12 protein-coding genes are annotated in these 13,416 nt (G+C 72.4%); 4 read left to right on the forward strand and 8 right to left on the reverse strand.

Annotated elements, in window-relative coordinates; all coding sequences use genetic code 11:
• Together AB0C36_RS30410 and AB0C36_RS30415 are read left to right on the forward strand one after the other, a co-directional pair.
• A partial coding sequence (locus tag AB0C36_RS30410; RefSeq protein ID WP_358360267.1) for a thioesterase domain-containing protein occupies window positions 1–1,662 on the forward strand: 1,662 nt, incomplete at its 5' end.
• Between the two features lie 88 nt (window positions 1,663–1,750).
• Entirely contained in the window at window positions 1,751–2,812 is a 1,062-nt protein-coding gene (locus AB0C36_RS30415; protein ID WP_358360270.1) for an iron-siderophore ABC transporter substrate-binding protein, read from the forward strand.
• A gap of 140 nt (window positions 2,813–2,952) precedes the next feature.
• Here the strand turns inward: AB0C36_RS30415 and panD are convergent, their stop codons facing one another.
• The 4 genes from panD to AB0C36_RS30435 are packed head-to-tail and all read right to left on the reverse strand — an operon-like array spanning window position 2,953 to window position 6,589.
• Window positions 2,953–3,378, reverse strand: a complete 426-nt coding sequence (gene panD, locus AB0C36_RS30420; RefSeq protein ID WP_358360272.1) for an aspartate 1-decarboxylase — start codon at window positions 3,376–3,378, stop codon at window positions 2,953–2,955.
• A gap of 13 nt (window positions 3,379–3,391) precedes the next feature.
• Window positions 3,392–3,643: an MbtH family protein gene (locus AB0C36_RS30425; protein WP_358360273.1), complete on the reverse strand. Its 252-nt coding sequence runs from the start codon at window positions 3,641–3,643 to the stop codon at window positions 3,392–3,394.
• Window positions 3,621–5,267, reverse strand: coding sequence for an MFS transporter (locus AB0C36_RS30430; protein WP_358360275.1), 1,647 nt, complete (start codon window positions 5,265–5,267; stop codon window positions 3,621–3,623). Before AB0C36_RS30430 ends, AB0C36_RS30425 begins: the two co-directional genes overlap by 23 nt.
• Before the next feature lie 2 nt (window positions 5,268–5,269).
• Window positions 5,270–6,589, reverse strand: a complete 1,320-nt coding sequence (locus AB0C36_RS30435) for a lysine N(6)-hydroxylase/L-ornithine N(5)-oxygenase family protein (protein WP_358360277.1) — start codon at window positions 6,587–6,589, stop codon at window positions 5,270–5,272.
• Between the two features lie 114 nt (window positions 6,590–6,703).
• Between AB0C36_RS30435 and AB0C36_RS30440 the strand changes: the two genes are divergently transcribed.
• Window positions 6,704–8,044 carry a salicylate synthase gene (locus AB0C36_RS30440; protein ID WP_358360280.1) on the forward strand — a complete coding sequence of 447 codons (1,341 nt, stop codon included), beginning with the start codon at window positions 6,704–6,706 and terminating at the stop codon, window positions 8,042–8,044.
• 100 nt (window positions 8,045–8,144) lie between these two features.
• Here AB0C36_RS30440 and AB0C36_RS30445 read toward each other — a convergent pair whose 3' ends face one another.
• Both AB0C36_RS30445 and AB0C36_RS30450 read right to left on the reverse strand, forming a co-directional pair.
• A complete protein-coding gene (locus AB0C36_RS30445) occupies window positions 8,145–9,305 on the reverse strand; it encodes a FecCD family ABC transporter permease (protein WP_358360281.1) in 1,161 nt (386 codons plus the stop codon).
• Window positions 9,302–10,327 (reverse strand): FecCD family ABC transporter permease, encoded by a 1,026-nt coding sequence (locus tag AB0C36_RS30450; RefSeq protein ID WP_358360284.1) that lies wholly within the window; start codon window positions 10,325–10,327, stop codon window positions 9,302–9,304. The genes AB0C36_RS30445 and AB0C36_RS30450 overlap by 4 nt, the downstream gene beginning before the upstream one ends.
• Before the next feature lie 234 nt (window positions 10,328–10,561).
• Here AB0C36_RS30450 and AB0C36_RS30455 point away from each other — a divergent pair, with 234 nt between their 5' ends.
• Window positions 10,562–11,269, forward strand: a complete 708-nt coding sequence (locus AB0C36_RS30455) for an isochorismatase family protein (RefSeq protein WP_358360285.1) — start codon at window positions 10,562–10,564, stop codon at window positions 11,267–11,269.
• Between the two features lie 31 nt (window positions 11,270–11,300).
• Here the strand turns inward: AB0C36_RS30455 and AB0C36_RS30460 are convergent, their stop codons facing one another.
• Both AB0C36_RS30460 and AB0C36_RS30465 read right to left on the reverse strand, forming a co-directional pair.
• Window positions 11,301–12,761, reverse strand: coding sequence for a carotenoid oxygenase family protein (locus AB0C36_RS30460; RefSeq protein ID WP_358360288.1), 1,461 nt, complete (start codon window positions 12,759–12,761; stop codon window positions 11,301–11,303).
• Window positions 12,762–12,860: 99 nt separating this feature from the next.
• Window positions 12,861–13,409 carry an SRPBCC family protein gene (locus AB0C36_RS30465; RefSeq protein WP_358360291.1) on the reverse strand — a complete coding sequence of 183 codons (549 nt, stop codon included), beginning with the start codon at window positions 13,407–13,409 and terminating at the stop codon, window positions 12,861–12,863.
• Between the last annotated feature and the right edge of the window lie 7 nt (window positions 13,410–13,416).

Raw genomic sequence — 13,416 nt, forward strand, 5'->3', positions numbered from 1 at the left:
GTGTGGACGGCCCTTCGCGAGACCCCGGGCGTGCTCGGCTACAACCTCTACGGCCCCACCGAATACACCATCAACACCCTCGGCGCCGGCACCGACGAATCACCAACCCCCGCACTGGGCCGCCCGATCCACAACACCGAGGTGTACGTCCTGGACCGCCATCTGCGGCCCGTCCCGCCCGGGGTGCCGGGCGAGTTGTACGTGGCCGGGTGCGGCCTGGCGCGGGCGTACCACGACAACGCGGGCCAGACCGCCGCCCGCTTCGTCCCCAACCCCTACGGACCACCCGGCACCCGCCTCTACCGCACCGGCGACCTCACCCGACACCGCCCCGACGGCACCCTCGACTACCTCGGCCGCACCGACCACCAAACCAAAATCCGCGGCCACCGCATCGAACCCACCGAAATCGAAACCACCCTCACCACCCACCCCCACATCACCCACGCGGCGGTGACGCCCACGGCGGACCGGCAGCGCCTGGTGGCGTACATCGTCGGCGGCGCGGACCCGGACGAGGTGCGGTCCTGGCTGGCCGAGCGGCTGCCGGACTACATGGTGCCGGGCATCTTCGTCGCCTTGGACGTGCTCCCGCTGACCGTGAACGGCAAGCTCGACCGGGACGCGCTGCCCGCGCCCGACCTCGCCGACGCCGTGTCGGCGCGCGGCCCGCGGAACGACGACGAGGCCGAGCTGTGCCGGATCTTCGCGGCGGTGCTGGACCTCCCGCGGGTCGGCGTCGACGACGACTTCTTCGCATTGGGCGGGCACTCGCTGCTCGCCGTACGCCTGGTGTCGTTGATCCGGGACGCGGGCCTCACGGCCGATCCGGCGGCGGTGACGGTGGCGACCGTGCTCACCGCGACCACCCCCGCGGCACTCGCCGAACGCCTCGGCGCGGGCCGGGAACGCGGCGACGCGGCGTTTGCGCCGCTGCTGCCGCTGCGTCCGGACGGGGCACTGCCGCCGCTGTTCTGCATCCACCCGGGCTTCGGCCTGGCCTGGCCGTACGCCGCGCTGCTGCCCTTCGTGCCCGACTCCCGTCCGGTGTACGGGCTTCAGTCGCCGGTCGTGTCCGGCGCCGAACCCGCCGCGTCGCTGGAGGAGTTGGCGGCCGAGTACCTGGCGAGGATCCGGCGTGTGCAGCCGCACGGTCCGTACCACCTGCTGGGCTGGTCGTTCGGCGGCGAAATGGCGTACGCGCTGGCCGGGCTGCTGCAACGGGCCGGCGAGGAGGTGCGGTTCCTCGCAGTCCTGGACGCCCAGCCGCCTGTACCTCTTGCGGGTGGCGAAGGCCGTTCCGGGGCCGACGGGTTCGACGCCGGCGCGGCGCGCGAGCACCTGACCCGCGCGGTGCCCGGGGACGCGGACGTGCTCGCGGGGCTCGGCGACGACGTGGTCGACCGCCTCCTTGCGGCCCGGTCGGTGCACGAATACCTGTCGCCGTCAACGCCCTTCGAACCGTTCGGCGGCGATCTGCTCTGTGTGGTGGCGGCCGGCAACGGTCGGCAGGCCGGTGCGGCGGCGTGGCGCGAGCGGATCCGCGGCACCGTCCATGCACACGAAGTGCCGTACGACCATGACGATCTCCTGTCCCGCGATGCCGTCGCCGTCATCGGCCCGCTGCTGCGGGACGCCTTCGCGCGCCTTGCCGCGCCCTGATCCTCGTGTGCCGTGGCGGCGCGCCCGACCGGCCGCCGCCACGCCGCGTGTTCTCGCACCACCCCGTCCAGAAAGGCGACTTCACGACATGCACAGAACCGGTACCCACCGCGGCTTCCGCCGCTTGGCCGCCGCGGGTGTCACCGCGGCCCTCGCACTTGGGCTCGCGGCCTGCGGCGACGACGACAAGGACGACACCGGCAGCGCGTCCACGTCGACGCCTGCCGCGTCCGCGCCCGCCAATTCGGCGCCGGCGGCCGCCGCGTACCCGGTCACGATCACGCACAAGCTCGGGACCACCACCATCAAGGAGGCCCCCAAGCGCATCGTGGCGCTCGGCGAGGGCGACCAGGACGCCGCACTGGCGCTCGCGGTCTCGCTCGCCGGGATGGTGGAGACCACCCCGCCGGACGGGATAGCCCCCTGGGCGAAGCCCAAGCTCGGGAGCAGCAAGCCCGAGCTGATCACCATGGGCGAGAACGGCGCGCCGATCGAGAAGGTGCTCGCCCTCAAGCCGGACCTGATCCTGGCGAACACCGACTACTGGATCGAGCAGGAATACGAGAAGCTCTCGAAGATCGCGCCCACCACGGCGTTCGAGACCGGTCCGTCGCAGGACACCTGGCAGCAGGTGACCCTGCAGGTCGGCAAGGCGCTCGGCAAGTCCGCCGAGGCGCAGAAGCTGGTCACCGACCTCGAAGCGAAGGTCGCCGCGGTGGGCACCACCTACCCGGAGATCAAGGGCAAGTCGTTCGCGCTCACCAACGCGCAGAACGCGGGCACCATCGCGGTGCTCAAGGACAAGTCCGACACCTCGGTGAAGCTCCTGGCCGGCTTCGGCATGACCTTCCCCGACACCGTCGCGAACCTGCCCGGCGCCGGCTTCGCGGCCGAACTGAGCATGGAGCGCCTGGACGTACTCGAAGTGGACATCCTGCTGAGCAACTACAACGCGGACGCCGACCTGCAGAAGGCGATCGAGGCCAACCCCCAGTTCGCCAAACTGAACGTGGTGAAGCGCGGGTCCTACATCCCGCTGGACTCCAACGACTTCTGGGCGCTGCGGGCCCCCACTCCGCTCGCGGTCGAGTACGTGATCGACAAGATCATGCCGCGAATCTCGCAGGCGGCGAAGGCACCGCGTACCTGACCGGCTGCGGCAGCGCGCACGAACGGCCGCCCGGCTGACGGACGGACGGAGAGACGACTGATGGGCGGCCCCCTCGTGGGGGCCGCCCATCAGCCTTGTGCGGGTGTGCCGCCGCATGTCGCGCGGGATGCGACGCCCGGTCAGACGCCCGCCGCGAGCACCGTGCCCGGGATCTGGTCGGGCGCGCCCGGCACCGGCTCGGAGGCGTCGTCACCCAGGGCCACGATGCGGTTGTCGGCGTCGACGTGCACGACGCGCGGGGTGTGCGCGGCCAGTTCGGCGTCGTCGACGAGGCCGAAGGCCATGATGATGAGCAGGTCGCCGGGGTGCACCAGGCGTGCGGCGGCGCCGTTCGCGCCGATGACGCCGGAGCCACGCGGGCCGGGGATGACGTACGTCGTCAGGCGGGACCCGTTGTCGATGTCGACGACCTGGACGACCTCGTTCGCGACGATCCCGGCCGCGTCGAGGAGGTCCTCGTCGACAGTCAGGGAGCCGACGTAGTGCAGGTCCGCCTGGGTGACCCGGGCGCGGTGGATCTTTCCGGAAAGCAGGTTGCGCAGCACGATCGGTCCTCGCTCAGTCCTCGTTCGCGGCGGTGGCGCCGGGGGTTGCGGCGGCGGCGGTTGCGGCGGCCAGGCTGCGCGGACGCAGGTCGGTCCAGTGCGCGTCGATGTACTCCAGGCACGCGGCCCGGGCGCCGGGTCCGTACACGGTGCGCCAGCCGGCCGGGACGTCGAGGAACGTCGGCCACAGCGCGTGCTGGCCTTCGTCGTTGACGACGGCGAGGAACTCGCCGTCCTCGTCGTCAAACGGGTTGGTGGCGGTCATCGGGGTCCTGCCTTTCTGCGAGGGCGTCGATTGCGAGGGCCGGGACGGCGGCGCCGTCGACGGTGTCTGTGCCGGTGCCGGTGTCGGCGAAGTCGGTGGCGTCGCGGGGGTCCCGGGTGTCACCGGTACGTTCACCGGCGGCTCCGTCGCCGTCGTCGGCGCCGCCGGTCAGGGTGGCCTTGCGGAGTGCGGGGGAACCCGACGCGACAGCGCCGACGGCGGCCACGCAGGCGACGCCGCCGGCCATCAGGACCGTGCCGGGGGCGACGAGCTTGGCGCCGACGCCCGCCAGCGCGTTGCCGGCCGACGGTGCGGCGGTGGCCTGGGCGAGCCAGAGGCTGCCCACCCGGCCTTGCAGGTGGTCGGGCGTGTACGCCTGGATCAGCGCGCGCCGCAGGATCTCCGAGATGGTGTCGGCGTATCCGGCGAGCGCGAGCAACGGAATTGCCAGCCAGAGCAGATCCGCGGCGCCGAAGGCGGCGACCGCGAGCCCCCATCCGGCCGCGGCGGCGGCGAGCGCGACGCCCGGCCGGGTGGTGCGGCCCGTCCAGCCGCTGGTGAGCGCGCCGAGGAAGGCGCCGACGGACGGGGCGCTGTACAGGAGCCCGACGGTGATCGGGCCGCCGTCGAAGACGTGTTCACCCATTTGCGGGAAGAGCACGTACGGCATGGCCAGGACGACGGCGAACAGGTCGACGAGCATCAGCGCGCGGATCACCGGATCGGCGCGCACGTGCCGGAATCCGGCGGCGATCTCGTGCAGCGGATGGGTGCCTTCGGGCTCGGCCGCCTCATCCTCCGACACGGCTCGGGGCGCGACTTCGGCCACGACTTCGGGCACTGCCTTCGCCTCGACTTCGGGCGCGAGCCGATCCCCTGCTGTTGCGGTGGCGGCATTCACGTCGGCTTGCCCGGCCACCGGGGCTTCCGCGGCCCCCGCGGCCCCCGCGTCCGCCGCGTCCGCCGCCTCCGCACCGGGCTTTCCCGGCTGCCCGGCCTGCCCGGCCGGTTCGGGCCGCTCCGGGCGCAGTTCGGGAAGGCGCCACAGCAGCACCGCGCCCACCGCGAAGCCCGACGCGTCGAGCAGGTAGCAGGTCGCGACGCCGGGCCCGGCCGCGACCAGACCGGCGACCATGGGCCCGACCATCGCGCCGAACTGCGTGGTGAGCGTGAGCAGCGCACCTGCGGCGGCCAGTTGTTTCCGTCCGACCAGTGCCGGGGTCACGGCCATGAGCGCGGGCGCGCCGAGCCCGTTGACCAGGCCGGCGGCGACGGCCAGGAGGTAGATGACCCACAGCCGAGGGTTGTCCGCCAGCGCGTTGACGGCGAGCGCGAGGACCACGACCGCGGCGCCGGCCCGGGTGCCGAGGATGATCTTGCGGCGGTCGGTGCGGTCGGCGACCACGCCGCCGGTGAGCAGGCCGACGCACAGGCTCACCGCGATGACGATGTTGACCATGCCGACGTGCAGCGAGGATCCGCCGATGTCGTAGACCTGGATGCTGGCCGCGACCGAAGTGAGCGCGGTGCCCAGCATCGACAGTGCGGAGGCGGCGAACAGCAGCCGGAATTCCCGGCTTTCGCGGAGCGGGGTGGTGTCCGCGGCGATCTCCCCGAGCCGCATGGTCAGTTCTTCCGGGTCGGGGACTGGTCGGCGCCGCGGTGGTCGCGGACCGATCCGAGGATCTCGCCGGCCCGGACCGCGATGTTGGAGAGCAGGGTGGAACTGAGGCCGTGGGTGTGCTCGGTGCCGCCTTGCAGGTAGATGCCGGCGGTGACGTGCGGTGCGGTGGCCGCGCGGTAGTCCCGGCCGAGGCGGGGGCGTCCGAAACCGTCGCGCAGGCAGGCGTCGGCGGTGTCGCCGAGCAAGGCGAGGGCGTCGTGCGGGCGGTAGCCGGTGGCGTAGACGACGGCGTCGGCGTCCAGCGTCTCGGTCTTGCCGGTGGGCAGGTACTCGATGTCGAGGCGCGCGCGTTCGGGCCCGTCCTGCATCGCCGTGATGCGGGAGGCGTGCCGGATGCGCAGGCGTTCGCGGCCGAGGACTCGTTCCTCGTAAACGGTGCGATAGAGGTCGGCGATCAGATCCCCGTCCACCACCGAGTAGTTGGTGTTGCGGTGGTAGGCGGTGAGCATGTCCTTGACGTCTTCGGGTGAGTCGAAGTAGTCGTCGACGGCTGATGGGTCGAAGATGCGGTTGGCGAACGGGCTGTCGTCCGCGGGTGCGTAGCCGTAGCGGGAGAAGACCGCGTGCACTTCGGCGTCGGGGAAGCGCCGGTGCAGATAGTCGGCGCTCTCCGCGGCGCTCTGGCCGGAGCCGACCACGACCGCGGTCCGGATCGTTGCGGGGTCGGCAGCGGCGACGCGCGGGACGAGTTCGCTGTTGTGCCAGATGCGGGAGGAGGCGACGACGCCTTCGGGCAGGCGCGGGGAGAGACCGGGTGCGATGACGACGTTGCGGGCGCGGTACGTGCGGGTGCCGCCGTCGGCCGTGGTGGCGGTGACGTCGAACGCGTCTGTCTGACCATCCGTCATCACCGGTGTTATCGCTGTCACTTCGGTTCCGTATCGGACCGAGTCGGCGACGCGCGCGGCGGCCCATTCGAGATAGCCGTGGAATTCGGCGCGGAGCGGGAAAAAGGACTTGCCGTTGACGAACGCCACCAGGCGTCCGGCGGAGTGCAGATACGAGACGAAGCTGAAGTCGCTGGTCGGATTGCGCATCGTGACCAGGTCCTTGAGGAAGGAGACCTGCATGGTGGCACCGTCGACGAGCATGCCGCGATGCCACCCGAATTGCCTTTGCCTTTCCAGGAACAAGGCGTCTATCGGATCGTCCGCCGTCGCATTGTGTTCGGCGACGGCGACGGCGAGCGCGAGATTGCTCGGGCCGAAGCCGACGCCCACGAAGTCATGGACGAAGTCTGGCGCGTGGGCGAGGTCAGGCATGAAGGTGAGGCTAACCTAATCAAACGCGCGTCACCAGGCCTGCCGGAGAGGCCATGTTTTAGGGTAGGCTCACCTAACTTCCCGGCCCTGCCTGCCTGCACACCGGAGGCCACCGTGCCCCTTCTCCGCCGCGAACTCGCCGTCTCCGCCGATCCTTTGGAGCTCGCCGCGGCCCTTGCCGAGTCGCCCTCGGGCGCCGACGCACACGTCGTCTACGAACGGAACGGCTGCTGGCTCGTCGCCCTCGGCACCCTCGCGGAGATCGAGGCCACGTCGGGCCACGTCGTGACCCGCGTACCGGATCCGGAGCTGGTCCCCGGCGCCGCCGGATCGGGCGAGCACCGGGTGGCGTGGACGGGCTCGCCGTTGCCCGCGGTCTCCGCGGCTCTGGACCGCCTGCGCATCCCGGAGTGGCGCGCGTACGGCTGGGCGGGCTTCGAACTGGCGTACGTGCACGCAGGAATGCCCGAGCTGGCCGGCGACGCGCGGTTGCTGCACCTGCTGTTGCCGCGTACCGAGGTTCGTCTCGCCGACGGACGCGCCGAGGTGCGCTCCGTCAGTGCCGCCGAACTCGGTGCTGTGGTCGGGCTCCTGACGGACTACCAGCCGGTCCCCCGCAAATCTCCGGAGCCCTTGGACGTCACCGGCACCGACCCCGACGACTACCGGTCCGCCGTCGGCTCGGCGATCGACGACATCCGCTCGCGGCAGTTGCAGAAGGTCATCCTGTCGCGCGTCGTCCCGGTACTCCACGACGTCGACCTGCCGGGCACCTACCTGGCCGGGCGCCGCGGCAACACGCCGACCCGCTCCTTCCTCCTGGGGCTCGGCGACCTTCGGGCGACCGGGTTCAGCCCGGAGATCGTGGTCTCGGTCGACGCCGACCGGCACGTGGTCACCCAACCCCTGGCCGGCACACGCGCCTTGGCGTCCGACGGCCTCGACGCCGCGCGGCGCTCCGACCTGCTGAGCGACGCCAAGGAGATATTCGAGCACGCGATATCGGTCAAGGTCGCGTACGACGAAATGCTGCCGCTGTGCGAGCCCGGCTCGGTCACGGTCCGCGGGTTCATGGAGGTCAAGGAACGCGGCAGCGTGCAGCACCTGGCCTCGTCGGTGACCGGTGACCTCGCCGAACACGTGGGCCCGTGGGACGCGTTCGCCGCGTTGTTCCCCGCGGTGACCGCGTCGGGAGTGCCCAAGCCCGCCGCGTACCGGGTGATCCACCGCAACGAGGCGCACCCGCGCGGCCTCTACAGCGGGGCGGTGATCACCGCCGACCACACGGGGGCTATCGACGCGGCGCTCGTGCTGCGCACGGTCTTCCGCCGCGGCACGCGCACCTGGCTCCAGGCCGGTGCGGGCATCGTCGAACAGTCGACTCCGGACCGGGAGTTCGAGGAGACCTGCGAGAAGCTGCGGTCCGTCGCCCAGCACCTGGTCCCGGCGACCTGACGCCGCCCGACCACCACCACACTCCGGCCGAGGCCCGGGCCGCCCGCCCTGGTGCCTCGGCCGGTTCGCGCCGTGCGCCACCCGGACCTCCCGAGCGGGGTCAGCCCCCGCGTCCCACCTTGTTCGCGCGTCCGAGGAACCAGAGCAGGTACGGGGCACCGATCAGCCCCGTCACGATGCCGACCGGCACCGTCTCCGGAAACGCCGTCCGGGCCAGCAGGTCGGCTCCCCCGACGACCACCGCCCCGGCGAAACCCGCGGTGAACAGCGGGATTTCCGCCGTTCCGGCCAGTCCTCGGGCGATCTGCGGCGCGGCGAGCGCCACGAACACCACCGGCCCGGCGCACGCCGTGGCCAGCGCGGCCAGGCAGGTGCCGACCAACAGCAGCGCGGTACGGGCGGCGCGGGTCGGCACGCCCAGCCCCGTCGCGATGTCGTCGCCGAACTGCAGCATGCGGTACGGCCGTACGAGCGCCACCAGCGGCGGAACCAGCAGCAGCAGGCCCAGGGCCATCCAGCGGACCTGCGTGTAGTCGCGGTTCTCCAGGCTGCCGGTGAGCCACGCGGTGGCGCGGGTGGCGGCGTCGATGTCGACGCGGGCCAGCGCCCAGCGGGTGAACGCGACGAGCATGCCGTTCGCGGCGATGCCGACCAGGACGAACCCGTAGCCGGTGATGGTGCCTTGCCGGAAGGCCAGGAAGTAGACGACCAGGCCGGTGGTCACGGCACCGACCAACGCGCCGAGCGGGACCGGGCCGTACGTCGCGGAGACGCCCGTACCGACTCCGCCCGCGAGGATCGCGACGACCGCGCCGGCCCCCGCTCCCGCGGTGATGCCCACGATGTCGGGGCCGGCGAGCGGGTTGCGCGTCACGGCCTGGAACACCGCGCCGGCCAGGCCGAGGGCGAAGCCCACCATGATGGCCACCAGCGCACGGGGAAGCCGCAGTTCGTGCACGACCAGCTCGGCGTCCTCCGGCCCCGCGTTGAACAGGCCGGTCACCACATCGGACCACGGCAGTTCGTAGTCGCCCATGGCGAGCGACGCGATGAGCGCGGCGAACGCCAGCGCCAGCAGGAGCACGCAGGTCAGCAGCACGCGCAGGCGCAGCGCGAAGCCGACCGGGCCGGCCGCGAACCGCACCGTCGCGTGCACTCTCCCACCGCCCCTGCCCTTGAACGCGCCGGGCGCCCGGCCCTTCGAGCGCTCCTTCACCGTGCCTTCGGGTGCCCGGTTCCCCGGGCTCGCCGTCGCGGTCATCGTGCGTGCTCCCGCAGTTTGCCGATCTTGACCAGGGCGATCAGGAAGGGTGCCCCCAGGAAGGCGGTGACGACCCCGACCTCGACCTCGGTGGGCCGGGCCACGACCCGCCCCACCACGTCGGCCGACAGCAGCAGCACCGCGCCGCCGATCGCGGACGCCGGGATCAGCAGGCGCGCGTCCGGCCCGGTGAACGCGCCGACGATGTGCGGCACCGCCAACCCGAGGAACACCACGGGTCCGGCGGCGGCCACCGCGGTCCCGGTGAGGAGCACCACCGCCAGCGCACCCAGCGCCCGCGTGGTCCCGGCCTGCGCCCCGAGCGCGGTCGCCGCGTCGTCGCCGAGGGCGAGCGCGTTGAAGCGGGGCGACATCACGAAGGCGAGGACGAGTCCGGCGGCCACGAAGGGCACGAACTGCCATGCCTGGCCGGTGTCGCGGCCGGTGAGCGAGCCGACCGCCCAGGAGCGGTAGCGCGACAACGCCTCGGGGTCGGAGAGCACCAGCGCACCTGTGGCGGCGTCCAGCAGCGCGGAGACCGCGACGCCGGCCAGGGCCAGCTTTGCCGGGGTCGCACCGCCGCGGCCGCGGCCGCCCACTCCGTACGCCACGGCCCCCGCCGCGGCGGCACCCGCGAACGCGAACCACACCGAGCTGTACGGCCCGGTCAGGTCGAACAGCGCGACCGCCGACGCGACCGCGAACGCCGCCCCGGAGGCCACGCCGATCAACCCCGGATCGGCCAGCGGATTGCGGGTGACCTGCTGCGCCACCGCGCCCGCGGCGCCGAGGGCCACACCGACCATCAGCCCGACGAGGGTACGCGGCACCCGCAGGTCCCAGATGAGCCCGGCGGCATCCTCGCGGTCCCCGCCGAGCATGGCGAACACCTCGGACGGGGGGTTGGTGCGCGTTCCGATCGCCAGTGACGCGAACGCCGCCACGACCAGCGCGGCGAGCAGCACCCCGAACACGACAACACGCCGGCGCCGTCCGGGTGCGGCCGCGACTTCGACAGACATCTGAGTAAGGTAAGGCATGCCTCAGTGCGGCGACAGTCCGGCACCGGATTTGACGCTGCCTCAGTCCCGCTGAGCGTCTGGGCAGTTCCGCGGACCGCCCGATTCGACGGGTCTGACACGTCCACACGCGACGACTGTTCGCGGGCCTTGGGCCCACTTGTCTGCCGCAGTGGCAGCCGGAAAGGGCCGACTGCGGGCATTCTGTTCGGCGTTCGCATCGCCGAGGAGGCATTTGTGCAGTCGACCAGCGCGACCGGCCGAGAACTGGTGCACGACTGGCGTGTTCCCGACCGTGAGTACCAACGGCACCAGGCGCGGCGCGGGCGGCGTTGGGCGTACCCCGACCTCGATCCGTACCGCACGGCGCTGGTCGTGGTCGACATGGTGCCGTTCCACACCGACGCCAATCCGTACGCCCGCGGAATCGTCCCGCACATCCAATACCTGGCAACCTGCGTGCGCAGCGCGGGCGGGACGGTCGCCTGGGTACTTCCGGCCCCCGGCCCGAACCGTTCCGCCGCCGACGAGTTCTACGGCACCGAGGTCGCCGCCCGATACGCGGCCAGCGGGGGCAGCGGTCCGCTGGAACAGCGCCTGAGCCGCGGCCTGACGATGATGCCGGGCGACCTGCTCACCGAGAAGACCGCGCACAGCGCCTTCTTCCCCGGCCGCTGCCCGCTGCCCGACCTCCTCGGGGAACGCGGCGTCACCACCGTGGTGATCACCGGCACCGCGACCGACGTGTGCTGCGAGTCCAGCGCCCGCGACGCGTTCACGCTCGGCTACCGCGTCATCGTCGCCGCCGACGCCACCGCCACGGGCGACGACCACGCCCACAACGCCAGTCTGCGCACCGTGTACCACTCGTTCGGCGACGTACGCGCCACCGCGGACCTGGCCATGATGCTGGCGATCCCGGGCTGCCCGGCCGGCGACGGGTGACCCACGGCGGCGGCCCGTGTCGGCGGACCGGTCACTCGTCCGTGGGCAACCAGACGCCGTGCAGACCGAGGGGCACCCGGACCGGGATGCGGATGCGGGCGACGGGCCCCTGCGCCGGGTCGTCGGCCGGGAGTACGAGCAGCCAACTCTCGCCGTCGGTACGGTTGGTGGCGAAGGCCAGCCAGTGGCCGCCCGCCTCGTCCCCGGAGCCGGGCGTCGGGGCGAACGCGGGCTCGCCCACGGCGAGGTCGCCGGCATCCCAGAGCACGGTGGTCGTCGTGGTGGTCGCCGCAGCCGTCGATCCGGCACCCGTCCCCGCGGAGTCGATGTCGTACCAGCGGAGGGCGTCGTACTCGCCCGCGATGAGCCCCGCGCGCCTGCCGCTGCCGGCGGCGACGCCGATGCGCCGGTGCGGCCGCCCGAGCACCCGGTCGTCCACGCGCGGCAGTTCCACGCGGGCGTCGTCGAGTCGGGTGCGGCGTACCGAGCCGGCCGCCGGATCGACGACGGCGCGCGTGAGGCCGGAGTGCGCCGTACCGCCGACGGCCCCGCCGCCGAGGTCGAGCGACGGCCACTGCACGTAGTCGAGCACCACATGGCCGTTCGGCGCGTCGAAGGCGTTGACCGTGTGCCAGAGCCAGAACGCCTCGTCGTCCGCCCACCGCACCGGTCCGCCGTCGCGCGGGATCAGCGCGATGCGGGTGCCGCGTTCGGGGCGCCAGGCGAGGAACGATCCGCCGCTCATGGCCGCTTCGAGGTCGAAGAAGGCCGGGGCCAGCACGAGGACGAGATAGCGGCTCGTGAGCGCCATGTCGTGGATCATCGACGCGTCCGCCACCCCCTCCACGGGCGTGGGGCCGCGCGTGACGACTCCGTCCTGGCCGATGAGCGACCAGGTCAGGTACGGCGGTTCGAGGGCGTAGCAGAACACCGCCATCTCGCCGGTCACCGGATCGACCTTGGGATGCGCCGTGATGCCGGCCGGCAGACGGCTGTCGAACGTCTCCTTGCCCCTGGTGTCGAGGTCGGGAGCCATCCGGTACGGGCAGTCCGACTCCGCGAGGGCCAGCAGCCGCCCCGCGTGCTCCACGACGTTCACATCCGGCAGCGGCTTGAAGGTGTCGGCCAGTTCCGCCCCCACCTGGTCCTTGCCGGGCAGGACCATCGACTCCAGGCCGCCCCACAGCGCCCGCCCGGCCTTCTCCTCCGCACGCATCGCGGGCGTGCGCACGAAGCGATTGCGGTAGCGCGCGCGGCCCTGCGACATCCAGACGCCGTGCAGCATCCCGTCGCCGTCGATCGGGTAGAGGTACGAGCCGATCGGCGTGAACCGCGGGTTGGGGCCGTTGCGGATGTAGACGCCGTCCAGTTCGTCCGGCAGCCGGCCCTCGACGTGCAGGTCGACCGCATCGACCTCCTCGGTGACCGGTGCGAACGGTCCGACGAGATGGGCGACCCGGGACGGGTCGAAGTCTCCGGCGTGCGCGGGCATGACGGCCTCCCTGGATCACAGGTCCGCACTTCCCATTGAAAACCCGTGGTCTCCGCACCGCCAACGACGGCCGCGCACCGGCCGCCCGCCCGTGCGGGCCTACTGCACGTCGTCGACGCCTGGGATGTGCGCGCCGGAGGGCACGCCCTGGGCCACGTACGCGTCGTAGTAGCCCTTCCAGTCACCGGTTGGACCGGCGTGCGGGCCGTCGCGGTGCTCGCCGTTTGCGGCGGCGTCCAGGGCGTCGAGGCACACCTGCCACCCGGCGGCATTGCGCGCGGCCGTGTCGTCCTCGGCGAGCACGTTGGTGAGCGTGAAGCGCGTACCGCCCGAGCCCGCGGGCTCCAGATCGAAGTGGAGCTCGTCCGCGTCCCACACGAAGGACAGGTGGCGCGGCGGGTCGAGGGCCAGGACCCGGCCGACGGAGTCGGGCGTGTTGGGGTCGAAGCTGAAGCGCATCTCGCCGCCGGGCCGCAGGTCGACCTCGACCCGCGACGGGAACCAGTGCACGAGTTCGGCCGGTTCGGTCACGAACCGCCAGACGCGCTCGATCGGATGCGGGTATGTGCGGGTGAACCGGACAGCCGGGCGGCCGTCGCCGAGGTGCACGTACGTCCCGGTGCCGGATGCGGAAGGTGTGTTCGTCATGGTGTTT

This window comes from Streptodolium elevatio (genome assembly GCF_040649515.1).
GTDB lineage: Bacteria > Actinomycetota > Actinomycetes > Streptomycetales > Streptomycetaceae > Yinghuangia > Yinghuangia elevatio.